This is a genomic window from Solibacillus sp. FSL H8-0523 (genome assembly GCF_038051985.1).
Taxonomy (GTDB): domain Bacteria; phylum Bacillota; class Bacilli; order Bacillales_A; family Planococcaceae; genus Solibacillus.
Genome location: NZ_CP150291.1, coordinates 3395686 through 3419951, shown reverse-complemented (window position 1 = coordinate 3419951; position 24266 = coordinate 3395686). Strand labels below are relative to the sequence as shown.

General features: G+C 37.0%; 19 protein-coding genes and 1 pseudogene. 11 read left to right on the top strand and 9 right to left on the bottom strand.

Features of this window, described 5'->3' with window-relative positions; all coding sequences use genetic code 11:
• Positions 1 to 30: 30 nt before the first annotated feature.
• Positions 31 to 807 carry a site-specific integrase gene (locus tag NSQ62_RS17120; RefSeq protein WP_341323964.1) on the bottom strand — a complete coding sequence of 259 codons (777 nt, stop codon included), beginning with the start codon at positions 805 to 807 and terminating at the stop codon, positions 31 to 33.
• A gap of 21 nt (positions 808 to 828) precedes the next feature.
• A pseudogene (locus tag NSQ62_RS17115) lies at positions 829 to 1023 on the bottom strand (N-terminal phage integrase SAM-like domain-containing protein); the annotation flags it as partial.
• Here NSQ62_RS17115 and NSQ62_RS17110 point away from each other — a divergent pair.
• Together NSQ62_RS17110 and NSQ62_RS17105 are read left to right on the top strand one after the other, a co-directional pair.
• Positions 1004 to 1402: a hypothetical protein gene (locus NSQ62_RS17110; RefSeq protein ID WP_341323993.1), complete on the top strand. Its 399-nt coding sequence runs from the start codon at positions 1004 to 1006 to the stop codon at positions 1400 to 1402. The pseudogene NSQ62_RS17115 and the gene NSQ62_RS17110 sit on opposite strands and share 20 nt — an antisense overlap.
• A gap of 608 nt (positions 1403 to 2010) precedes the next feature.
• Entirely contained in the window at positions 2011 to 2370 is a 360-nt protein-coding gene (locus tag NSQ62_RS17105; RefSeq protein ID WP_341321293.1) for a hypothetical protein, read from the top strand.
• A 221-nt stretch (positions 2371 to 2591) separates the two neighbouring features.
• Here NSQ62_RS17105 and NSQ62_RS17100 read toward each other — a convergent pair whose 3' ends face one another.
• On the bottom strand, positions 2592 to 2858 hold the full coding sequence (locus NSQ62_RS17100; protein ID WP_341321292.1) for a type II toxin-antitoxin system prevent-host-death family antitoxin: 267 nt from the start codon (positions 2856 to 2858) through the stop codon (positions 2592 to 2594).
• Between the two features lie 516 nt (positions 2859 to 3374).
• Between NSQ62_RS17100 and NSQ62_RS17095 the strand changes: the two genes are divergently transcribed.
• The 5 genes from NSQ62_RS17095 to NSQ62_RS17075 are packed head-to-tail and all read left to right on the top strand — an operon-like array spanning position 3375 to position 12568.
• On the top strand, positions 3375 to 4967 hold the full coding sequence (locus NSQ62_RS17095; RefSeq protein WP_341321291.1) for a type I restriction-modification system subunit M: 1593 nt from the start codon (positions 3375 to 3377) through the stop codon (positions 4965 to 4967).
• Entirely contained in the window at positions 4957 to 6189 is a 1233-nt protein-coding gene (locus tag NSQ62_RS17090) for a restriction endonuclease subunit S (protein ID WP_341321290.1), read from the top strand. The genes NSQ62_RS17095 and NSQ62_RS17090 overlap by 11 nt, the downstream gene beginning before the upstream one ends.
• 23 nt (positions 6190 to 6212) lie before the next feature.
• Entirely contained in the window at positions 6213 to 9371 is a 3159-nt protein-coding gene (locus tag NSQ62_RS17085) for an HsdR family type I site-specific deoxyribonuclease (protein WP_341321289.1), read from the top strand.
• A 32-nt stretch (positions 9372 to 9403) separates the two neighbouring features.
• A complete protein-coding gene (locus tag NSQ62_RS17080) occupies positions 9404 to 9688 on the top strand; it encodes a hypothetical protein (protein ID WP_341321288.1) in 285 nt (94 codons plus the stop codon).
• A 42-nt stretch (positions 9689 to 9730) separates the two neighbouring features.
• Positions 9731 to 12568, top strand: a complete 2838-nt coding sequence (locus tag NSQ62_RS17075; protein ID WP_341321287.1) for an AbiH family protein — start codon at positions 9731 to 9733, stop codon at positions 12566 to 12568.
• A 180-nt stretch (positions 12569 to 12748) separates the two neighbouring features.
• Here NSQ62_RS17075 and istB read toward each other — a convergent pair whose 3' ends face one another.
• The 4 genes from istB to NSQ62_RS17055 all read right to left on the bottom strand — a co-directional run bounded on the left by istB (position 12749) and on the right by NSQ62_RS17055 (position 17107).
• Positions 12749 to 13501: an IS21-like element helper ATPase IstB gene (istB, locus tag NSQ62_RS17070; protein WP_341320291.1), complete on the bottom strand. Its 753-nt coding sequence runs from the start codon at positions 13499 to 13501 to the stop codon at positions 12749 to 12751.
• The gene (istA, locus tag NSQ62_RS17065) at positions 13501 to 15054 is read right to left on the bottom strand and encodes an IS21 family transposase (RefSeq protein ID WP_341320290.1); all 1554 of its coding nucleotides are present in this window, start codon (positions 15052 to 15054) and stop codon (positions 13501 to 13503) included. Before istA ends, istB begins: the two co-directional genes overlap by 1 nt.
• 68 nt (positions 15055 to 15122) lie before the next feature.
• Entirely contained in the window at positions 15123 to 15461 is a 339-nt protein-coding gene (locus NSQ62_RS17060; protein ID WP_341321286.1) for a hypothetical protein, read from the bottom strand.
• Positions 15462 to 16357: 896 nt separating this feature from the next.
• Positions 16358 to 17107, bottom strand: a complete 750-nt coding sequence (locus NSQ62_RS17055; protein ID WP_341323963.1) for a glucose 1-dehydrogenase — start codon at positions 17105 to 17107, stop codon at positions 16358 to 16360.
• A gap of 547 nt (positions 17108 to 17654) precedes the next feature.
• Between NSQ62_RS17055 and NSQ62_RS17050 the strand changes: the two genes are divergently transcribed.
• From NSQ62_RS17050 to NSQ62_RS17035, 4 genes are all read left to right on the top strand, one after another.
• Positions 17655 to 18305 (top strand): M15 family metallopeptidase, encoded by a 651-nt coding sequence (locus tag NSQ62_RS17050; protein ID WP_341321285.1) that lies wholly within the window; start codon positions 17655 to 17657, stop codon positions 18303 to 18305.
• Positions 18306 to 18694: 389 nt separating this feature from the next.
• Complete coding sequence (locus NSQ62_RS17045) at positions 18695 to 18790, top strand: hypothetical protein (protein WP_341323962.1); 96 nt, start codon at positions 18695 to 18697, stop codon at positions 18788 to 18790.
• Positions 18765 to 18935, top strand: a complete 171-nt coding sequence (locus NSQ62_RS17040) for a hypothetical protein (RefSeq protein WP_341323961.1) — start codon at positions 18765 to 18767, stop codon at positions 18933 to 18935. The genes NSQ62_RS17045 and NSQ62_RS17040 overlap by 26 nt, the downstream gene beginning before the upstream one ends.
• A gap of 221 nt (positions 18936 to 19156) precedes the next feature.
• Complete coding sequence (locus NSQ62_RS17035) at positions 19157 to 20290, top strand: fused response regulator/phosphatase (protein ID WP_341321284.1); 1134 nt, start codon at positions 19157 to 19159, stop codon at positions 20288 to 20290.
• Between the two features lie 54 nt (positions 20291 to 20344).
• Here NSQ62_RS17035 and NSQ62_RS17030 read toward each other — a convergent pair whose 3' ends face one another.
• Together NSQ62_RS17030 and NSQ62_RS17025 are read right to left on the bottom strand one after the other, a co-directional pair.
• Positions 20345 to 21163 (bottom strand): protein-glutamate O-methyltransferase CheR, encoded by an 819-nt coding sequence (locus NSQ62_RS17030; protein ID WP_341321283.1) that lies wholly within the window; start codon positions 21161 to 21163, stop codon positions 20345 to 20347.
• The gene (locus NSQ62_RS17025) at positions 21156 to 23858 is read right to left on the bottom strand and encodes an ATP-binding protein (RefSeq protein ID WP_341321282.1); all 2703 of its coding nucleotides are present in this window, start codon (positions 23856 to 23858) and stop codon (positions 21156 to 21158) included. Before NSQ62_RS17025 ends, NSQ62_RS17030 begins: the two co-directional genes overlap by 8 nt.
• Positions 23859 to 24266 lie beyond the last annotated feature (408 nt).

Below are 24266 nucleotides of genomic sequence, written 5' to 3'. Positions count from 1 at the left end.
AAAAGCGTAGTCAAAACGTAGTCACGAAAATTACATTTCAATATAGCTAGCAAACTTCTGTATAGCCTCTTCTTTTGCCTTTTTCGTAACGTGTGCATAGATGTTCATTGTCGTTTGTACATCACTGTGTCCTAAACGATCTTGTACTTCCTTCAAACTAGCACCCGCTTCAAATAATAACGAACAATGCGTATGACGTAATCCGTGTGTTGTAATTGTACCTAGCCCATATTTTTTCTGAATGTGTAGAATCCACTTACGAGTCTTTGTGGGCTGTAGGTATTCATTCACTTCATTACTAAACACGAGTTGCTTAGGTTGCATTGTATTGAAGCCTAGCACTAAATAATCCTGCTTCTGCTTTTTCTTCCACTCTTTTAATATTGTCATTGTCTTGTCGTCCATTTTAATCGTACGAGCAACACCTGTTTTTGTAGATTTAACATAGAGCTTATTATCTTTCCCTCGTGAAAGAGCCTTATTAATACGCAGCTCGTTTGTTGTGAAGTTTAAGTCATTCCATGAAAGCGCCAGTGCTTCACCTTTACGCATACCGCTGAAGGCAAGTAAACGGAATAGGGCATATGCTTTGAAATTACTTTCTTGCTCTAAGCATGATAAGAAGTGAATTAATTGCTCACGTGTATAGAAGTTTTCCGATTCTTCGTCATCTTCAACAATCCGCTTTTTAACAGTGTTAATAGACGTTTCAACATGTGTAAATGGGTTCGTTTGTATGAATCCGCGCTTAATGGCAAAGTCTAATACCTTTGTTGCATATGATTTAACGGTACGAAACTTCTTCAATTTCCCCGCCCACTCATTTACATGCTTTTGACATATATCGATAGTGATTTTTTCAATCTTATATGCGCCCATTGAAGGGAGTATATGGTTTTTGAAAAGGCCTATTGTTTTTACAAACGTACTTTCCTCTACAGTATTTTCATATTGAACCACCCATAAGTCGTAAAGCTCCTGGTACGTTTCAGCACGCTCTTTTTTGTACGTACCACTCGCCACATCAAGCTTTAATCGTGCAAGGGCTAATAATGGTAACACACAAGATGCAGAAGTATTTCTTTTCACAAGGGATACGGTTTTAACAAAAATGCTACATGAATATTTTGGCGGTAGTAGAATTAAGAAATGGGATTTATTTGGTCACAAACCATTTTGGTATGATAAAGTAAACGCTTTGTTATCTACAATAGGGATTGGTGAGAAGATAAATAAAAAGGATATACGGGATATATTAAGTTTGGAGGGGGCGTCTGGTAAAAAGCGGTTGCAACGTTTACTTAGAATGGATGAGTTTATAATGCTACGTAGATTGAATAATATAGTTGTGTTGAATGCAAGAGTGTTTGTTAAAGTGAACATGAAAAAGTTTTTTGCTTAAAAAAAGATAAGAGCATGTACAGCTAGTTATAGTATTGTACATGCTTGTTTCTACGGTAAATATAATAGAAATCTACGGTAAATATAGTAGAGGTATACGGTAAATACAATAGATATCTATTGTACAAATGGCTACTTTGCGAAAGTATGATTTTCACCTAACAAAAACTATAAAAAAGTAATGGTTTAGCTAGGCCTTGTTTTCTGTGGGGGTGAAAGTACAGCGTAGTGGTGCGGTTTATAGAAAAAAGTTACCGCACCGAATTGCACTAAATGGTGAATTGTGCTACATGTTGCATTTTAATTGCCTTTCCAATCTTATTAATAAATCAATCGAATATAATATGTGGCGCGGGAAAAATGAAGTAAATGTAATATCTAGAGCCGCGCTTATAGTAACTACTCTCTCTACAGTTACATGTTTTTTACATACCTTTCAAACAGGTCATATTTTTGCAGAAGTTCGGTAGTACATTATCCTATCAATAGGGAGAAATGTAATTTGGGGATTTAACCCTATACTATATTAAGTAGGGGGATAATTATTAAGAACAGAATATAGAAAGAGCAGATAGTGAATGTGGACAACGACAATAGGGGAGGGGCATTATGGATTTAGCAAAGCAATTAGAAGGCTTTATAGACGCCACAGAAGATGATTGTTTATTGATGGAATTAATACAGGGTGAATTGAACATTAAAGCATTAGAGAAGAACCATTATAAAAAATACTTCAGAAATGACGTAAAAAGGGCATGGGGATTTAAATGTTACCATTGCGGGGGGAATGTTAAAAGTGACGAGGCTGAAGCGTATTACATCGTATCGATTACATGGAAGGTGTCTAATACGAGAGGCAACCGCTTCTGTACGAATGATTGCTCCAATGTTTATTATAATAGAGAAATGAAAATGATGTTAAAAAAGAGAAAGCAGTTATTAGAAGCTAGGGAGCAAATCAGAAAGTAGTACAGGCATCAGGTTAGATCATTATAAACGTACGCGCGGTTTCGTGAGAGGAAGGGAGTTAGTCGCCCCCTCTCTTTTTTATTTAATTTGATATTATATATAATTTGAAATACTTACAACACGGATTATGCTCACAAATAGGTGGTTCGTATACGGAAGGGAATTTCCCCTAATTTTTGTTGCATTTCAATTTTGGGAGGACTAATTTGTAAAAACTATGTTTATTGGCTGTCCTCCGCATCTACCAATGACCTTTTTACAGTAAAGCCATGTTCCAGTTGTTTAAGAGATTTCTCAAGGGCAACCCTGTTTAAGTCACTGCTTAGTAAGTGGATACTTTCCATTAATTTGTTGTATTCGTCCAGAGGCATCATTACAACATTTTTACCATTTTTCCTTGTAATAATTAGTGTTTCATAATCATCAGTTACACGATCCATGTAGCTTTTAATGTTATTTCGTAGGGTCGAATAATTTACTGCGTCCATATCGTCAACACTCCTTTTACTTATCGTACGATAAAATGTATGAAAAAGAGACGGTTTACATCAATGTTTATGTTAAATTGATTCGAGTCATTAGATGACTGAAATGGTCAAACAATAAAACAATTACTGAAAAGGATTATTTTTATTTCGTAATTTTAGGTATATCTATACAAACTTCTCCATTAAACAAGCATTTCAATCGAAGTTCTTTAAAACTCTCTACTTTCTTTTTATTCAAGGCCAATAAAGTCGGATTTTCATTAGTAAGTGAAAGACCAATAATTCTGATTTCTTGAAACTCTAAATAGTTCTTTATATCTTCCATTAATGATATTACGAGGGGGAAGGAAAGACAGAAGAACTAATTAGCCACTACACTGAACTTGCAGGGAGGCACTATACATCTCGTGAAGCAATCCGCTTGATGGTATACTAACAAGGGATGGTCTACCTAAACCAACTTTATGTAGAAGTATTGAATCAAGTAGACCCATACAGAAAAGTGAGGTACACAATATGGCTGAATTAAACACAAAATTATTTAGTGCCGCAGACAACTTGCGCAGCAAAATGGATGCATCAGAATACAAAAACTACTTATTAGGATTGATCTTTTACAAGTATTTATCGGACAAGTTATTAGCAAAAGTAGTTGAAATAGCAGATGAATCGCTAGAAGAATACAATACCCAAGAAAACCAAACTAAATTGTATACGGATTTATTGACAGACGAAGAGATAAAAGATGACTTAATTGAAACGCTAGTAGATACATTGGGCTATGACATTGAGCCGACGTATTTATTCAATGTCTTAACCGACCAAGCGAAACAAAATACGTTTCAGTTGAATGACTTGAATAAAGCCTTTATCAACTTGTCTACAAAATATGACCAATTCAACGGATTGTTTGATGATGTGGACTTGCAATCAAAAAAGCTAGGATCAGATGACCAACAACGAAACATTACCATTACAGAAGTTTTGAAGAAATTAAATGATGTGGACGTGCTGGGACATAATGGTGATGTCATTGGGGATGCTTACGAGTTCTTGATTGGTCAATTTGCCTCCGAAGCGGGCAAAAAGGCTGGGGAATTCTATACACCTCATGAAGTTTCGGACATGATGGCTCGTATTGCGGCAATTGGTCAAGAAGACAAAAAACTGTTCAGCGTATTTGACCCGACTATGGGATCAGGTTCTTTGATGTTAAATATTCGCAACTACATTAACCATCCAGAGAGTGTAAAGTATCACGGGCAGGAACTGAATACAACGACGTATAACCTAGCGAAGATGAACTTAATCTTGCATGGTGTGGATAAAGAAGATATGCGCTTACGCAATGGCGATACGTTAAATAAAGATTGGCCGACAGATGAGCCGTATACCTTTGATTCGGTTCTGATGAATCCCCCTTACTCTGCAAACTGGTCGTCTGATGACACATTCTTAGATGATTCTCGTTTCAATCGTTACGGGAAATTAGCACCAAAATCGAAGGCAGACTTTGCTTTTCTATTGCACGGGTTTTATCATTTGAAAGATTTGGGCACAATGGCAATCGTTTTACCACACGGCGTACTGTTCCGTGGAGCGGCAGAAGGTGTGATTCGCAAGAAATTATTAGAAGATGGCAGTATTGATGCGGTAATAGGTATGCCAGCCAACTTATTTTATGGGACATCCATACCAACAACTGTTATCATTTTGAAGAAAAATCGCAGCACACGCGATGTGTTATTTATTGATGCAAGTAGCGAGTTTACGAAAGTAAAGAACCAAAATAAACTTTCCGAAGAACATATTGATAAGATTGTTGAAACCTATAAGAAGCGAGAAGACGTGGAGAAATACGCCCACGTTGCTACATTTGAGGAAATCAAAGAAAATGACTTTAACCTAAACATCCCAAGATACGTAGACACATTTGAAGAAGAAGTACCCGTGGACATGGCTACCATTGGAGCAAACATCCAAGACATTCGCAAAGAAAAAGCGGGACTAGAATCTAAACTATATGACATGATTTCTTCACTACAATTTGATGAAGAAAACGCGGAATGGGTAAGGGGTACATTGGAGGTGTTTAATCGTGGCAAATAAGCGGACACCGGACATTCGATTTGAGGGGATTACTGAGGATTGGGAACAGCGGAGGCTCTCTGAAGTTGCTGATTTGATGGATGGGGATAGGGGGAAGAACTATCCATCTGGTGATGACTTTTCCGATCAGGGTCATACAATATTCCTAAGTGCCGTAAACGTTACTAAAAATGGATTCTCGTTTGAAAGTGACCAATATATCACAGAGGAAAAATCTAATGCCTTAGGAAATGGAAAACTTGAACTTAATGACATTGTGTTAACTTCTCGTGGCTCAATAGGTCATATTGCATGGTATAACAACGATATTAAGTCATTAGTGCCGTTTGCACGAATTAATTCAGGAATGTTAATTTTACGCTCAAAGGAAGATGTAGAACCAAGTTATATTGCACAATATTTGAAATCGCCACTTGGAAAAAGACAAATTGATTTGATTAGCTTTGGTTCAGCGCAACCACAACTAACAAAAAAAGACGTGTCTAATTACAAGATTTCTATTCCTGAAAAAACAGAACAAGCAAAGTTGGGTGAGTTCTTCGACGATTTAGACCACCTCATCACCCTTCATCAGCAAGAGCTAGCCATTCTCAAACAAACAAAACAAGGATTCTTGCAAAAAATGTTTCCAAGAGAAGGGGAGTTTGCACCGGAAGTTCGGTTCCCAGGATTTACTGACGCTTGGGAACAGCGTGAGTTGGGTAGTTCGGTGAAGTTCATAAATGGTCGCGCATATAAACAAAAAGAATTATTGGATAAAGGGAAATATAGGGTGTTGCGAGTAGGGAATTTCAATACTAATGATAGATGGTATTATTCTGATCTTGAGTTAGAAGATAATAAATATGCAAATACAGGAGACTTACTTTATTTGTGGGCTACTAGCTTTGGACCGGAAATATGGAATCAAGAGCGTGTAATATTTCATTACCATATATGGAAGTTAGAAATTCAAGATGAAAATATAGATAAACAGTACCTGTATACTTGGTTAGAAACTGATAAAGAGCGAATCAAGCAAACAACAAATGGTACTACTATGGTTCATGTTACCAAAGGTTCAATAGAGGAAAGGGGTTTCCAGTTTCCAGCCAACATAGTAGAACAACAGAAAATCGGCTCGTTCTTCAAAGAACTAGACAACCTCATCGCTCTTTATCAGCGTGAGTTAGAAGTCTTACAAGAAACTAAAATAGCTTTCTTACAAAAGATGTTTGTCTAAGTAAATGGAAGGGGGGATGAACCATGACAAAGATACCGCACAATGATGAAGCTGAGGTGGAACGCCGCCTCATTGAAGTGCTTGGGGAAGGGCATAATCAGTGGAATTATCGCCCTGATTTAAAGTCAGAAGAAGACTTATGGAAGAACCTATACCAAAAGATTACGCAAAATAACTTATCAGAAATTGGCGAACACCCCATTTCTGATAAGGAATTCGACACAATTAAAACAGAATTGTTATCGAAAACAATAACACCCTTTGAGGCCGCAAGATGGCTTAAGGGTGAGAATGGCATCTCCCGCATAACAATTGAACGTGAAGATGTGTCCCTAGGTTCAATATCATTGACATTATATTCCAACCAAGACATTGGCGGCGGCATCTCTACATATGAAGTTGTTCATCAAATTGCGAAGAAAAAGGTGAACATGGATGATCGTGATCGACGATTCGATGTGACGCTTCTCATCAATGGGTTGCCAATTGTTCAGATTGAATTGAAACAGGTAGGTGCCAAAGATGGTGTATTCCAAGCCTACAATCAAATCAAGAAATACGCTGAGGAAGGGATGTTTAGGAATAATATCTTTTCTACCCTTCAGTTATTTGTTATTTCCAACGAACAAACGACTCGCTATTTTGCCAATGCGATGCCAAAAGACATGCATAAGAAATTTGTTTTTAGCTGGCGGACCACAGATAATCGCAGAGTCGAAAACCTTTATGAGTTTGTGAAACAAGTCTTAAATATACCGGATGCACATCGCCTGGTTGCCAATTATACGATTGTAAGTGAGGACCAAGACAATAAAGTCTTAATGGTCTTACACCCTTATCAAATTCATGCGATTGAAGCCTTATTTACATCTGCCATAAAACATGAATCAGGACATGTTTGGCATGCGACGGGTTCGGGAAAGACGTTGACAAGTTTTGTATCTACGAAGTTACTGGCACGAAAACCGGGCATAGACCGTACCATTATGCTCATTGACCGAAAAGACTTGGACAATCAAACGACATCTGAATTCACTAAATTCGCGTCCGAGTTTAATACAGGTATTTCTTCTGGAAATGCCAAGTCCAATAGCTTAATTGTCGGAACTGGAAGTGCGAAAGAGCTAAGTAATACCCTACTATCCGATTCCAATTCCAATACTGTCATTATTACAACTCGTCAAAAGTTAGATGCTGCCTTGCGCTTTGCGGAAAGACAAGAAGAACAAAAAGGCACTCAGCGCTTTAAGAAACTAATGGGGCAACATATTGTCTTTGTCGTGGATGAATGCCACCGGGCGTTAAGTGCAGAAGGTATGAAGGCCATCAAAGACTTTTTCCCGAATTCAACATGGTTTGGATTCACGGGAACACCGATATTCGAAGAAAACAAGAAACAGGCGAAAGGTCAATTGGCTCGCACCACACACGACCAATATGGGGAAGTCTTGCACACCTATACGATTAAAAATGCGTTAGAAGATGGGGCTGTTTTAGGGTTTCAAGTAGAGCACGAGGATTCGATTGAACCCACATCGCTAACGAATTCTATTTTCAATCGGCTACGTCAACAGGAGAAGTATGCTGGCCTTACGGATGATGAAATCAATCTTGTTATCGACCAAATGAATGGGATGGAAAAGGAGACATATCTGGATACGGATACGTTCGAAAAGGATGAACATATTCAAAAGGTCATTCATAAGATTTTCCGCCCAGATAATGCCTACATCAAATTCGATTTCCAAAATGGTCGCCCGCAAAAATCGGCCATTTTAACAACAAGCTCCATTAATATGGCGAAACGCTACTATCAGGCTATCAAGGACATGACGAAAGATCCTGAGTGGCTGACTAATGAATTTGCAGGACATCCAATTCGAACGGGGCGGACGATTGAAGATCCAGATTTTCCACGAATTGCGATTACCTATTCGATGCAAGAAAACGAAGAGGATTCTAAACAAACGCAAGATGAAATGAAAGCCGTTATTCAGGATTACAATGATTATTATCATACAGCTTGGTCGATAGAAGATATTGAACGATACAATGGTGATATAAACAACCGTTTAGCTCGTAAGAAGGCAGAGTTCAAAGCGTTTGGGAAACACATTGACTTAGTGATTGTTGTAGACCGCCTATTGACGGGATTCGATGCACCGACCATTCAAACGTTATTTGTGGATCGTAATTTGAGTTACGCAAACTTGATACAAGCCTTTTCACGCACCAATCGTACCTACCCAGGAAAGACAAAAGGATTGATTGTAACATTTCGAAAACCTTCGACAATGGAAAAGCATGTAGAGGACGCTACGAAGTTATATTCACAAGAACAAGAGGTAACTACACTCGTATATGCATCTTACGATGATTCGAAAAAACGCTTCAAAAAGGGCCATAAGACGTTAACGACAGTCGTTCCAAATCCAAACGACATCAATGAGCATTCACCCCTGGAAACGCGAATTGAATTTGTGAAAGCATTCCAGGAACTAAACAATGCATATGAAGCTCTAGTGACGTATGATGATTACAACGATAATATGGAGACGTCAAAAGCACTTCAAGAGCAAGTGAAAACGCTAGAAGAATATATCGGCGTATACAACACCGTTAAGGGGTCATTAGTAGATGAGGGAGGCGAAGATGGAACAGTTCATGATTTCTCAGACATTGAATTCTATGGTGAAAATGCGATTAAGATCTATGATATTGATGCCACTTATATTGACCGACTGTTAGATACGTACTCAGCCAATAATCAGGATATCCGGGAAGAGATTGCAAAAGCACTTCAAAAATTGAATAAACCAGCAGTCGTAAAAGTTGTATATGATGCTATTTTAAACGATATTGATGCGGGGAAAGTAGACACAGATGAGGATATTCTGACTGTAAAGAGACGCTATTTTACGAATGCCTATGACAACACGATTGAAAAGCTATCTAAAACTTGGTTTGTGAAAGAAAGTGAACTGCATTTGTCCGCAATTCAATACATGGCTGGATCAGACTCCATTCCGAATATCAGGGGGATTCTTGATAGCAAACAATTCGATAAGTACAAAGCCGTAAATCCAGATGCAAAGCCATTGAAGTACGGACCGGAAATGAAACGTGAGTGGTTAAGTGTATTGAATGAGGCGATTGTACCTTATGGAGATGAGTTGCGATGAAGTTAGTGGGGAGCGCTAGTGGAATTGTGTGAGTGACACCTTTACAATTCACTGAATCCTACAATAAAACAATTGATAAGTTTGTAAATACTTGGTTTGTGGAAGAAAATCAGCTGCATTTATCCGTGGTTCAATACATAATAGGAACAGAACCTATTCCGGATATTGGCGGAGTCATCAACAGCAAGCAATTTGATCAGTATAAAGCCGTAAATCCAGATGCAAAGCCGTTGAAATACGGACTAAAATTGAAGCGGCGGTGGATGAGGTTATTGTACCTTTGGGGGATGAGTTACATTAGGTATGATTATTTTTGATGAACTTGACGGACAATTAGATGATTGTAGGGAGAATACTTTATGAGCAAAGAGGAGCAAGAAAAGTTAGATGCTAATAATAGTTTAAAGAATATAGTTATTGTTGGAAACGGATTCGATATGAGTATTGGTCTCAAAAGCTCATATCAGAATTTCATTGAATATATTAAGAATCGAAAAAGGTTTGCTGAAGATTACGAGTTATACAATTATAATAGACTTTTTCTAAGGAAATATGAAAATTTCCGTTTGAATTGGTCCGATTTTGAAAGCTTATATGAGGAGACTGTAAGAAAAATAAATAATCGATCTGAGAAAAATGAAGAACCGCAAGATATCTTTGACATAGCATCGGTAAATGATTCTATTAAAAGATTAGAAGAAGATTTTCATGAATATCTTTTAGATGAATACCCAAAGTGGGTTAAACAAAATACGATTCCGATTGGGAATTCTGATTTTAAACGATTTACAGTAGAAGTGAACCCTTTTTTTGAGAAAATGATTAAAGATGAAAACACATTCTTTATTAATTTTAATTATACGAACACAATTGAGGACCTATGCGAAAGTGTACTTTACGACACTGGTAGCATTGCAAAGTCTAGTTTAGAAGTGAAGAAAGCGAAAGAAAGAGTTTTTCATATACATGGAAGCTTAGAAGAAGAAAACATTTTATTTGGAGGTGGGTTTACTGATACTGAGGATATTGGCCAGATTCATTATTCACAGTCATTAATTAATGATAAGTTATTCAGAATTAAGGAAAATGAGTTATTAAATTCAACAAGAAATAAGATAATGTCTACTATAGGTTTGGACAGTGAAGTTACGAATAATGATTTATTTATTATAGGACATTCTCTTCAGGGAAGCGATTTTCCATTCCTATCAAAATTAATTCAAAAAGCAAACAAGGTGTTTATATTTTATTATGAAGATGATTACATTTTTAAAATGGAAGAAATTCTAAGGAAATTTGGTTCATCCGTTGCCGAGAAAATTGTGTTGGTTCCTTTCTTAGAAATTTTATTGCAAGAAAGTTTAATTGTATCAAATTTTAAGGAGTATCTGACTATAGATTCTTTTGTATCAAATAAGTTTCCAAAAGAATCTATATTATCTGAGCTATCATTGACGATAAGCCATTTTAGCCTTCGTAATATTAATGAATTAAGAATAAGCACAAGTAATATAGATAGGGTGCTTCAAATATCAAAAAACTTGATACTAAATAAAAATGCTTCTAGGATTGCCCGCATATATTTTGAGGAAACAATAGATTCAACCAACTTTGAAAAACTCAGTAATTCTGAGGACTTTTTAAAGTTGCTAAAATGGGTGAAAAAAATTGATTTTTCTAATACTGAAATAGATAGTGATTTTTTTGTCCGACTTTTGGAGTATGGTAGTAGCTTGGCTTATATTAGAATGGAAAATTGTACATTAGTTAATGGAAATAATGTAAGTGTAAATATATCTACATGTGAGTCATTAAGGCGGCTTGAAATACTCGACTGTATCTTTACATCTGATCTTTTAGATACAAAAAAAAGGGTTTTTTATATTGAATCAGAATCACAGAACAATATAGAAAAATTAACAGTATTGAGAAATACCAATATTGTGATTGAGAAAAGTGTCTTAGAAAAATCAACAAATCTAACAGAGCTTAATCTCCTAATAACCAATGAAAATGTTTACCAAGAAGAGATTAACCAAAAAGAGATTCATTTAAAAAACTTGGAAGTTTTACAAATTGATCATTCCTCTGGTTTGATTCCTAACATAACAGTAGGGAACAAAATTAAGGAAATAACTATAATAGGATATTCCGATGAATTTATTAAGCTTTCATCGATTATGAAAAGTAATGAACAGTCAGTAGGCTTCCCTAAACTTATACTCTTTCATTTGAAAACCCCTGATCAAATGACTTCATGCCGTAATCTTATTGTAGATGTTATTTTAGATGTCTATTCAAATGATATTAAATTTATCGTGGAGAAAGATATAAAAACAATTAAGGAATATTATTTGGATTTTAAAGACCCTTATATTCAATTCTTTAATCAATTCGAGGGATTAATAGATAATAGTATATTTTTAAAATTTGAAAAGCTATTTTTAAGAATATCGAATTTAACAAGCCAATCAATTATTGAAGAATTTTTAGATGAAATGAATACTAAACTAGATGTGAAAATTCAAACTGTTGAGCCGACGGACCTGGATATAGAACAAAATGATGTGAATGGTTCAAATCACACTACCGAATATGATTCGGTAAGCAAATCAGTTAATAATAAAAAGGATTATGTATTTACTACAATTGATAGTTTGTTATATGATTACGCAATAGGAAATATATCTACATCTCAAGAACTTTTTACGGCTTTACGGCAAGAGAATAAAGCTGAAATTGTAATGGGGATTTATCATGAAATTGCTAGTGTGATTTCCATTGCGAATGATCATGAAAAATATAATTCAAAAGAAGATGTACTAGAACTGAAAGTTAAACTTTTTACGCAGGCTAGAGATCAAGTCATTAAGGACTTTTCTAAAGAGTGGTTTGTTTCGGAAGATGAACTTAATCTATCAGCTATACAGTATGTTGTGGGTATTCATGAAATTCCCAACATTGGAAGGGTTATTGATAGCAGAAATTATGAAAGCTACAAAGCTAAACATAAGGAAGCCAACCCAATTAAGTATACGCAAGCAATGAAACGGAATTGGAAGAAAGAGTTGGATGAAAAAGTAGTGTGGTTGAATGATGAACTGAAAAGAACAAGTAATCTGGATGGAAATATAGATTATACAGATAATCCTAAAAAAACGCTAAACGTACCAGAATTCAGTCTCACAAGTTCTTGATGGATATCAGATACCCTACACTTGCAAAAGAGGATGGAAGGAAGAGTACGGTTTTTTCGTCCAGACTTTAATAAAAGTGTCCTCTTAATTATAAATGTGGAATGAATACTCCTATTCTATCCACTCACCTGTATTTCGCAACTAAAAATTGAGCCATTTATTAATTAAAATATGAGCCACTTAAAAGTTGCTCTGTTCCATCCATTCTTTCGTCTCCAAAATACGGTATGAGCTACCGACCATGTTGATGATGTGTGCTCGATGTGTGAGTCGATCAGTTAAAGCTGAAGTTAGTACTGGATCGTGGAATACTTCTTCCCATCGCTCAAATGTTAGATTACTTGTAATAATGGTCGCTGCCCGACCAGCACGTAATGATAAGTGTGTGAAAAGAAGCTCTGCTCCTTCTTTATCAAATGAAATGTAACCTAATTCATCAATAATGACTAAATCATACTTCTCAAATTTCAGTTCAAATGAGCGTAACGTTCTTGCTGAACGGCTCTCTTTTAATTGATTCACAAGTGAGGCTACACTTGTGAAATACACTTTATAGCCTGCTAAACAGGCTTCAATTCCTAATCCAATCGCAAGATGGGTTTTACCGGTACCAGGGGATCCAATTAATAATACATTCTGCTTCTCTTGAATAAACTTTAGTTCTTTCAAATGGGGAAGGCGAACCGCCGCATTTTGCGGCAGTGCCTCTACATCTAATTCCTCTAAAAGCTTTTTTTCTGGGAAGTTCGCTAATCGGATTCGGTTAGCTTTTGCTCGAACGTATCGGTCCTCCATTTCCTGTTTTAAAGCGAAATACATAAACTCGGCCGGCGAGGAATGCTGCTCAAATATGGCTTCCTGTTCAAGTAAATAGCGAATACTTGGTAAACGTAGTTCTTTACACATTTCAATCATTTCTGTTTGCTTGTCCATTAATGAATCACTCCTGTTCCTTTAGAATGAAATAATGCTGCTAATGACGATAAATTATCTAAGGATTGGCTGGTGACATCATCTTGGTCAGTAAGAACAGTACGTACTTCAGCTGACTGCTCTGCTAAGAAAATGATTTTTTCGGTTGTTATATGAACCAAAGGGTTCTTTTCAAGTTCGGTAATTACTTCTAGTACTCTTGTTAGGCAATCTCGTTCTTTTACATAGACAAGCAGCTCTAGAAAATCTTTTTCATTTCCGATATAATAGCGTTGGTAGATATTTTTTATATCTTTTGGTGCTTGGCTCAAACATTCACTTTGGGCTAAGGCACCTTTTTTCTTTTCAAGGGTATTTAAATAGTGGTAGATATTCATCACCCAAGTATGAACTTGCCAGCTTCTTTTATGCTTCGCGATGCATTCACCTTCGCTAAATAGAAGCACTTCTTCTGCGCGAGCTTTCAACTTAATGTATTCTCCTACACGTCCCTCAGGGACAGAATAACGATTTTGACGATAGGTAACGGTACTATATTTATCCACACGTAGCTCCACTAATTCTGCTGGATCAAACGGTGCTGCTGTTAAACTACCTGCTCGTTCAGCTCTTTCTTCTAACATTAATTCATGATGCGTTTTCTCTTTCAAATAATGTGGACGGTTATTTAGTTTTTCAATGATGGAGACTAAATATTGCTGTGCCTCTTCCAAAGAAATATACGTATCTCGATGCGCAAATGCTTTCCGACGAATGTATTCTACACTTCGCTCCACATGGCCTTTTTCATTTCCTTTACGAGGCTGACAAAGTCTTATTTGAAAATGATAATGTAAGGATAAACTTTTCATACCATCGGTAATGAAGCGGTCATTCCCAACGAAGTTTTTGACAACTGTTCGCATATTGTCATATGTAAAAACATTCGGCACAAATCCTAATGCTTCTATACATTTTACATGTGCATCCTGTACGCAAATCATCGTTTCAGATTCATAAAGACGTGCATAGCGTTCATTACTATAGGCTAGGGTAAATACTGCTAGTGAAAAACTTCTTAGCTTGCCATCGATAAATAACTTTACTTCTCCCCAATCAAACTCAATCTCACGACCTACAGCTGGATCCTGACGGATGAATACTTCTTTCTGCTTTTGTTCCTCACGATTAACGAAGTTGCGAACGGTCGTATAGCTAATTTTAAATCCTTCATCCAAAAGCTTTTCATGCATATCAATGATCTTTAACTGTTGCTTATGCATATTTAATTCACGCTTCTGTTCATTCTGTTTCATCATTTGACGAAGTCGTTTCATAATCGTATTTGTTAAAGCTACCTTTTTTCCATTTCGCTTTTTATAAGCCGGAGGCGTTACGTAATTGTCTGTAACCGGTAAATTCCTCGTATCTTGTTGTCTTGCTGCGAGATCCTGCTCTATATATTTTTTAACGGTATTGCGTGACATCTTGAGCTTCTCCGCAATTTGACGTTGGCTTGTCTTGTGCTGGTAGTACTCAATCAGCACTAATTGCTTTTTCTCCAAACTGATCACCTCTATATCCTCCCAACTTTTAACAGTTAGGGTTATTTTGATATAAAGTGGCTCTCATTTCAATTGCGTTAGTGGCTCAGTTTTAGCTTAACAAATACACTCACCATCATAATACCATTTATTAAGTACAATTGATGGATATAATAACGAATAAGCCCTTTCCTGAAATTCATCTTTTCATTTACAATTTCAAGTTCGCCAAGCTTCTTTTTTATTTCACGATATGGAGGGCTGCTGATTACCTCTATATCTGAAACTTCATTAACAGTCTCAATTCTCTTTACATAGTCGGTAACAATTCTAGCTAACTCCGCTACCTCTTTTGTATCGAGTTCTATTTGGTGCTGTTCGTTCTTAATCAACTTTATTAGTAATTCTGACGACGTGGTTTGTGTATTGTAAGACATCTTTTTATTACTCCCTTCAGTTTTTGAAAATTTAATAGTGAAATTAGCTTGTAAGAATCTGTTGGAATAGCATCAGGGCATACACCGTAAATCTGTTCACACAGTCTTGTTATACGTGTAGTGTGTGGGTTTACAATTAAGGCCATTGGAAATGCCTGGGTTGCCTAAATGCTAAGTTTATTAAAGAGATCATCTGCCCCCGCAACGTAATATCTATCGAACGTAGTCAAAAGCTTTCAATAGTAGCTATAAACCCTTGCAAACACTGGTATTATAGCGTTTTTTGAGGTCGTTGGTTTGACTCCCGCCGTCTCCATACATACAAGCAAACCATAAAAAGGCATCCTGAAGTGAACTCCACTCCAGGATGCCTTTTTCCTTTTCCAACTAATCTCTAGCAATCACTAACATAATCTCCCGCAATCCTTCCTTGTCTAACGTTGCAAAATATACACGGTTCTGCTTTAAAAATTCACCTGCTGTCCCTAGGTGAAGTTATTGATCATCAGGCATTTGCGAAAATAAAAGAGTTGTTGGCGTACTTTCATTTACCAGATGAGGGACAGCGATCTGATCGAGCAGCGTCCCGTCTTTTGCTAGTAGCAGTAGTGTTGCCCCTTCAGTGGATGTATAAATACTTTGGCTTTAAGCCGGTGCATTAACGTAAATTGAAATTGGAGAATGAGTTACGCAACAATTTGTTTATATAATAAAGTGTTTCCAGTAGTTATTATTGAATATAAAGCAGGCGTGTCGTATTGCTTTAAAATAGCTAAATGTAATATTCCGTACTCAATAGGGGAGGGAGGATTGTTTTAGGAATTGTAGTAAATCGTATCTGCAATTGACAATCAAAAGACGATGAAAAAGCACATCTGCTTTTTCATCGCCAGTCCTTATTTCACATTCGTAAACCCGCCATCGATGCTGATGACTTCGCCGTTAATGTATTGTGCTTTTGATGTGAGTAAAAATGCTACGAGCTCGGCTACTTCTTCAGGTGTGCCGAGGCGTTTTTGAGGAATGCCGCTCTCTGCGTTTTCTTTCATTTGTGGATTCGCTTCGAAATACGCTTTGACCATCGGCGTTTCTGTTGGACCAGGAGCAACCGCGTTTACACGTAGGCCGTCTTTTGCATATTCTGCGACTAAACTTTTCGTCATGCCGACAATACCGTGCTTCGTTGCTGAGTATGTTACGACCGTATCTTGACCGATAACTCCAGCACTTGATGCGGTATTGACAATCGACCCGCCACCGTTTTTCAGCATGACTTCTGCTACAAAACGTGCTCCGTATAAGGCGCCAAGTAAGTTAATACCTACGATTTGCTCAATGTCTTCAGGTGATGTTTCTAAAAAGTATTTACCACTGCCGGAAATCCCAGCGTTATTGAAGAAATAATCGATCGTACCGAATTTTTCAACCGTCTTCTCTACGTAATTTTTTACATCTTCTAATTTTGAAACGTCTGCTTTTACAAAAAATGCATCTACACCTAATTTTTTTACGAGTTCTACAGTTTCATTGCCGCCTGTTTCGTTGACATCGACGACTGCAATATTGATGCCTTCCTCTGCTAGTCGAAGTGCTGTTGCTTGACCTAAGCCACTCCCAGCCCCTGTAATAATCGCTACTTTTGCCATCATAACGCCTCCGTATATATACAATTTGAGCCTCTACTTAAAAAACAACTCGCTTTTATATATTCCCTATTTTTGAATTTATAACAGAGTTTTTGTAAATCACGTAGTATCTTTTAAATTAGAGATTAATTTTACTAATTCATTTGAATGTTACTCGGAAATAGTAATTTCTTGTACTCTCTAAAAGCATCCCACCGTAGAACATTCAGTGAAAACGCAAACACCGCGCATTTTTAGGCAAAAAATGAATAGAACGTCTGCTTATTTTAGCGTGCCTATAAGTCAAATGGACAAACTGTCTGTTCGACTTTTTTGCGTCTCCAAATGGAACGGTTCAAAGGTCTTGGGGCTTTTGCGTTTTATTTTGGCATTTTGTTTATTTCAAAATACAATGGATAAATTGCACATATTATTGTAGTGAATAATAATTTTAAGCTATTTATGCAAAAATAATTTAAGAGCCTCCTTTAATCAGAATTGTTTGAATTTTTTATACTATTTCGATAAAATATTCTAAATAGTTAAAATATTAAAGGGGGTGTAATGTTTGAATTTAAACAATCAACATAGAATGCTATCTCAAGAACCGTTAATTTCATTGTCAGGTGCATCTGAGAGAATACAAGTCTACCCCTACTATTTTAAACATCAAATGCCTGGTGCTTATAATGGCTGTTACTTAAGAGGGAGTGTTGTGAAGAAATTAATTGAAGTGGCAAATCAGCTTCCAATAGACTATTATTTAGTCATTTTAGATGGCTGGCGCTCATTTGAAACGCAACATGCACTTTATGAAATGACGAAACAACATTATCGCTCTTTGTTTAATGAGGAATCAGATTTATTAAATTTCGTATCTAATTTTGTAGCCTTACCAGCCAAAGATCCGCCATCCCCTCATTACACAGGGGGAGCCGTTGATTTAACCATTGCAAATAAAGAAGGTTGGCTGAATATGGGAACAGATTTCGATGATTTCACGGATAAGGCAAGTGCTCTTTATTTCGAAAGAAAAGAAAACTTAACTATAGAGGAACTTGAAATTCGAGATAATCGGCGTCTGTTACGAAACTCTATGGAAAGCGTTGGTTTTACGTTCTATACAAATGAGTGGTGGCATTTTGACTATGGGAATTTACGATGGGCTAAAGCTATAAATAAAAGCCCAATTTATGAAGGAATTGAACTAAATAATTGAATAGGGGGAGTAATATGTTAAAAAGATTTTTGTATAGCTGTTGGTAAATTGGGCTCAGGTAAAAGTACGCTAGGGAAAATGATAATTGGTTAGGAAGCACCGACGAGTGGGACAATCACTTATAACGGAAAGGTTTTATGGCAAAAAAATAAATATTTGCGTCCACGTCCAGGCGAGATTCAAACGGTGTTCCAAGATCCGCAAAGTTCCTTAGATCCATGGATGCGCGTAAAGGATATTATTATGGAGCCTTTATTAGGATTACCAAGCTCAGATCGAAAAGAAAAAGGCGATTTGAAGAGACTCGTGGAATTAATGAAACGAGTTGGGTTAAAAGAAGAACATCTAGACCGTTTTCCCCATGAATTTAGCGTGGACAGCGACAAAGAATCGCGATTGCTCGTGCACTTATTACAGATCCATCTTTTATTGTACTTGATGAGCCAACGTCTGCATTGGATGTGTCCGTGCAGGCGCAAGTTTAAGGGAGAGCTAGTAGAAGTTGGGGAAACTCAAGATGTATTTGAAAATCCTCAGCATCCTTATACAGAAAAGCTATTGTCTTCTGTTCTAAGTGTGCCGACAGAAGAAATCGTTGGGGGAGTTCCCGTTGCAAAAGGGTATTTTTAGAGAGTTTTCAAAATATGAAAAAACGCACTTAGATGTATATCAAAGTGCGTTTTTCTGGGTAAATGACCCTTACTGCTATGCAGGGGCTCTAAAATTTTGGCTATGGGAAAAAATAAAGTCTTATAACTGAGGGAGAAGGGGGCAACCGTTTGGATTCTATTTTAATATTCAGTATAATTAAAATGAATTTGTGAATTCGTAGAGAGAAAATAGGTGAATGTATGGCAATTGTTGTTGTAGACGATAATCAAGTGAATCTTTTTGTAATGGAGAAAATTTTACGGAGTGAGCAATATGAGAAAATTGTGCCGTTACAGTCAGCAAAGGAGCTATTCGATTATTTAGATCCATCGAACTCGCCACATTGCTATGAAGTGAGCGTTATTCTACTAGATATTATGATGCCAGTTATGGATGGAATTGAGACATGCCGTATTTTAAAACAAAACCCGCAGTTTAAAGATGTACAGGTTATTTTTGTAACAGCGCTAGAAGATAAAGAAAAGCTATCGGAAGCCCTTGATGTTGGTGGCATTGATTATTTAACGAAGCCGATTAATAAAATTGAACTGCTTGCTCGGATTCGCGTGGCAAAAAGATTAAAGGGCGAGCTGGATTGGCATAAGGCGCAAGAAGATAAAATTCAACAAGAAATGAATTTAGCATCACGTGTCCAACAAAGCTTGTTAAGCCCAGCTGTAACTGAACCAAATTTATCGATTAGAGCTTCGTATTTGCCATCATCAAATTTGGCAGGCGATATGTATTATTGGGAGAAGCTTGATAACCATCGCTATGCGATTATGTTACATGATATGATGGGGCACGGTGTATCGGCATCACTTGTTTGCATGTATATTTCATCCGTCTTACGTGAAGCGATTAATAACTTAAAGGAGCCCGAGCTTGTCATTAGAGAAATGAATCGCTATATGAGTTTACTACAAAATGAGAAAGAGCTTTTGCTGTATTATTTTACAGGCATTTATTTCATTATTGATACAAAAAATAAAGTGCTGGAATATGTCAATGCTGGGCATCCAATGGGGTATGCGTTAGTCGATGAGCAACAAACGATTCCTTTAACACAAACGACCAGTGCAGTTGGTTTTACAGATCAGATGAAAATTGAGAAAAAGGTTATTACGTATACTTCATCGATACAAATCGTTATGTATACGGACGGTGTGTTAGAGGCTATCAATAAAGATGAGATAGTAGCAGAGAAAAAGGTTGGAGAGCTAGCAGGGAAAACCTGGCCACTTTGTGACAATCCTATAGATTATTTAGTGGAGGCTGAGCAGCAAGAAAATCAGCCTGATGACATGTGTGTCCTGTTAATTCAAGCGCATTAATATAGTAAATTATCCAAACATACATAAAGAGCATTTAAACGCGGGTTTCTGCGTCTAAATGCTCTTTTTTTGGTAAATGCGCTCACCAAAGTTAATCGCCGAATAATGGGCGTCAAACGGTGTAAATTGCAATGTTTCTTTATCGCCTAACCCTAAAAAACCACCTGGTGCTAAGCTATCGTAAAATAATTGATGCACATCTCCCTGTAGCTCTGCTGTAAAGTAAATAAGTACATTGCGGCAAATAATAATGTCGAATTCTTGGAAAGATGAGTCCATCACTAAGTTATGCTGGGCAAACATTATATGATGTTGAAATTCAGGTTGGAAGTAGGCGTAACTTTCATCTGTTTTATAATATTCAGAAAAACTTTCGCCGCCGCCAGCTATAATATAATTTCGTGTGAAAGCTTGCATTTTTTGAATCGGGTAAGCCCCACGTCGCGCTTTTTCTAACGCTAATTCACTCATATCTGTCGCGTACAGCATAGACCGCTCTAATAAGCCTTCTTCTTTTAGTAAAATCGCCATTGAGTACACTTCTTCACCTGTCGCACAGCCTGCGTGCCAAATACGAATTTGGTTGAGCTTCTTTAGCTGCGGGATGACCTGTTCGCGAATCGCTTTAAAAAATGAAGGGTTGCGAAACATCTCAGTCACATTAATCGAAAAATCTTGTAAAATTTGCGAGAGCATCCCTTCATCATGAATAATTGCATCTGTAAGTCTTGTAACTGAAGGGATATTCGCAATGCGCATTCGATGCTCAATCCGACGTAGAATCGACTGCTGATTGTAGCGTCGAAAGTCATAGCCGGAAAGTGCATAAATGGCATCTAATAATAATTGTATTTCTAATTTCTTTTTATCCATTTATAGAATTAGCCTCGCTTGTGAGCCACACTGTTAAGAGAGAAAAGAGCTGCTCTAAATTTAATGGCTTACTAATGTAATCCGAAGCACCAACTTCGAATGCACGTTCGCGATCTTGCTTCATCGCCTTCGCTGTTAGAGCGATAATCGGCAAGTCATGTAGTTGTAACACTTCACGAATATGGGTGATTGTCTCGTAGCCGTCCATCTCTGGCATCATAATATCCATTAACACCGCATCTACATGTTCGCCTGATTGTAATATATTCAAACACTCTACCCCGTTAGTTGCTTCAATTACGTGAGCCCCTTTTTGCTCGAGCGCATGACGTAATGCATAAATATTACGATAATCATCATCGGCAATGATTATTCGTTTATTTTGGAAGTGATGAATAGCACTAGCTGGAACTTCTATCTGAACCATTTCTTTTTCAGCAACCATTTCTTCAATCATTGAAACATTCATTGGGTTGCCTTCCGATAGGCTTGGTAAATAAAGTGTAAACGTACTTCCGACACCTACCTCACTTTGCAATGTTAGCCAACCGCCTAAAAGCTTCGACACTTCGCGGCATATCGATAATCCTAAACCTGTGCCGCCATATTTGCGAACTGTTGCTCCATCTGCCTGCTGGAATGATTCAAAGACGATCGAGTGCTTATCTTGTGGAATACCAATGCCTGTATCGGTCACACTTAATTTAATCCATGTCTGGCTAAGCTTTTCCATAGAAGGTGTCAATTCTGGAATAGTGACATTAACTGTTACAGAACCAGACTCCGTAAATTTCAACGCATTGGATAATAAATTATTAATAATTTGGTAGAAACGTTTCGCATCTGTGTGGAACACCGCTTCTAGAGCACTGTCTACGTTTGCCGATAAAGTCAAGCCCTTTTGATTAGCAATCGGGGCAAATAAATTTTGAATATGTGTTGGTACTTCATAAAGATCCGTTTCGCTATACCATAAATCGAGCTTACCTGCCTCGACTTTCGATAAATCTAAAATATCATTGATTAGTAGTAATAAATCATTACCGGACTTATGGATAACTTTTGCGAACTCAAGGTCATCATCGGATAAGCTTTGCGCTTTATTTTCCGCTAACATCTCTGACAAGATGAGAATACTATTCAGCGGAGTGCGCAGTTCATGTGACATATTTGCTAGAAACTCAGATTTATAGTTCGAGCTTTGCTGTAACTCAAGTGCTATCTGTTTAAGATCTGTTTGCGTTTTTTGTAGGTCACGCGTTTTTTGCTCAGCATCGCGTGTACGTTCTTCAAGGCGCTCATTAATCGTAGTTAGCTCTTCTGTTTGCATTTGTAATTCTTCTGACTGCGTTTGAAGTTCTTCCGATTGCACTTGCAACTCTTCTGACATTGCTTGGGATTCATTTAGTAGTCGAATAACTTCCATACGTCCTTGGATGCTGTTAATCGTGACACCAAGATGGATGATTATTTCTTCGATGAGAGCTAGTTGTTGCCCGCTGTATGGCTTTAACGCAGCTAACTCTAATACCGCGATGACCTCTTGACCAAATATTACAGGTACAATCATGCCATGTGATATCGGGATGTTACCAAATGCTGTTTCAAGATAATGAAGGTGATCATCTGCCGTACCATATGTTAAAATTCGTTTCTCTTTAATACTTTGACCAACGAAGCCGTGCGTACTTATAATTTCTTCTCGGCCTACATTACTACTTCCTTCAGCGAAAGCAGAAACCTTTTTAAATTTCGATTTGTTCTGCGGATCTTGAATATAAAACGCCCCATATACAGAGTTCGTACTCGTCGTCAGGGAATTTAGTAAATTATCACCCAGTTCATATAACGTATCGACACCTTGGTAGGCTGTGACAATATCGGCCAAATTCTTTTGAAACCAATTTCGTGCATTCATCGTTTGTAACAACTCATTCGCTGCCTGAACTAAATCTTGTACTTCATCATTCGTGCGCACGACAAGTTGTGTATAGGCATGTCCTTCATTCGTGTTAATATCTTCGATTGCGCTCGTTACGTCTTTAATTGAGCTTGAAATTTTACGCGAAATAATAGTAAAAATAACAATCGTGATGATAGCTAATACAAATAAGCTGAAGAAAAGAATAAATGTTAAATTTGTATTTTTATTATTTAATTCTGTGATTTTATCTTGAATAGCCGCCGTTTCTGAATTTCGGAATGTGGAAAACCCTTCTTGCAAGGACATGATTGCATTACTGCTTTGAGTACCATCAATTAATATGGCTACTTGCTCATCATTATTATTAAGAATCGCATCATTTAAGGGCTCCCCGACCGTATCAATCCAATTCAGAATGCCTGAATAAATTGGCTCTAGCAGTTTTTCATTACCTGAGTAATCCTGCACTAAATTCGTGAGTTCCGCATAATTAGATTCCCAAGTCGCCAATTCTTCATAGTAATTTTGTAAATACGTTTGATTATCCGTAATTAAAAATCGGTTTAGGTTAGATTCCATCTTAATAATTTGACGCTCAAGCGTATTTGATAACGTTCGCATGCCTGAATCATATTGGATAATTCCATTGCGCTCTTCCTGTAATTTTGTAATTTGAGTGTTTAATAAGATGGTTGATATGGCTATACAGACTATCAAAATTACATAGCCACTCGTAATTTTATAACTAATACCTATTCGTCTACGCTTCATCTTGAACCTACTTTCTTTTGTAGTTCTATTTAAAGGGATTTACGTGATTAACTAAGTGGAAAGTAATATTTTCCCTACTACCTTTATTGTATGTTGCAATTATTAGAACTGTCTAGGGAATAGATTAATTTAGTAGATTTGTTATAAGAATGATAAGGCGGAGTAGAGCTTGTAAATGATGACGAAGTAAGGGAGCGAAAGGTATTGAAATAAATGTAACTTCGTAATTTTGAAAAGAACTTTATAGGTACTTTAATATATTTGATATTTTATGTAATATGACCTAATTGTTGTCATTTACGTTTTGTTTCGAATCATTATGGGGATTGTTTTATGTGATTGCGATAATTTGAAGGAATGGGCGGGACATTTTCCACAAGTAGTCATTAGTGGAATTGAGTAAAAATA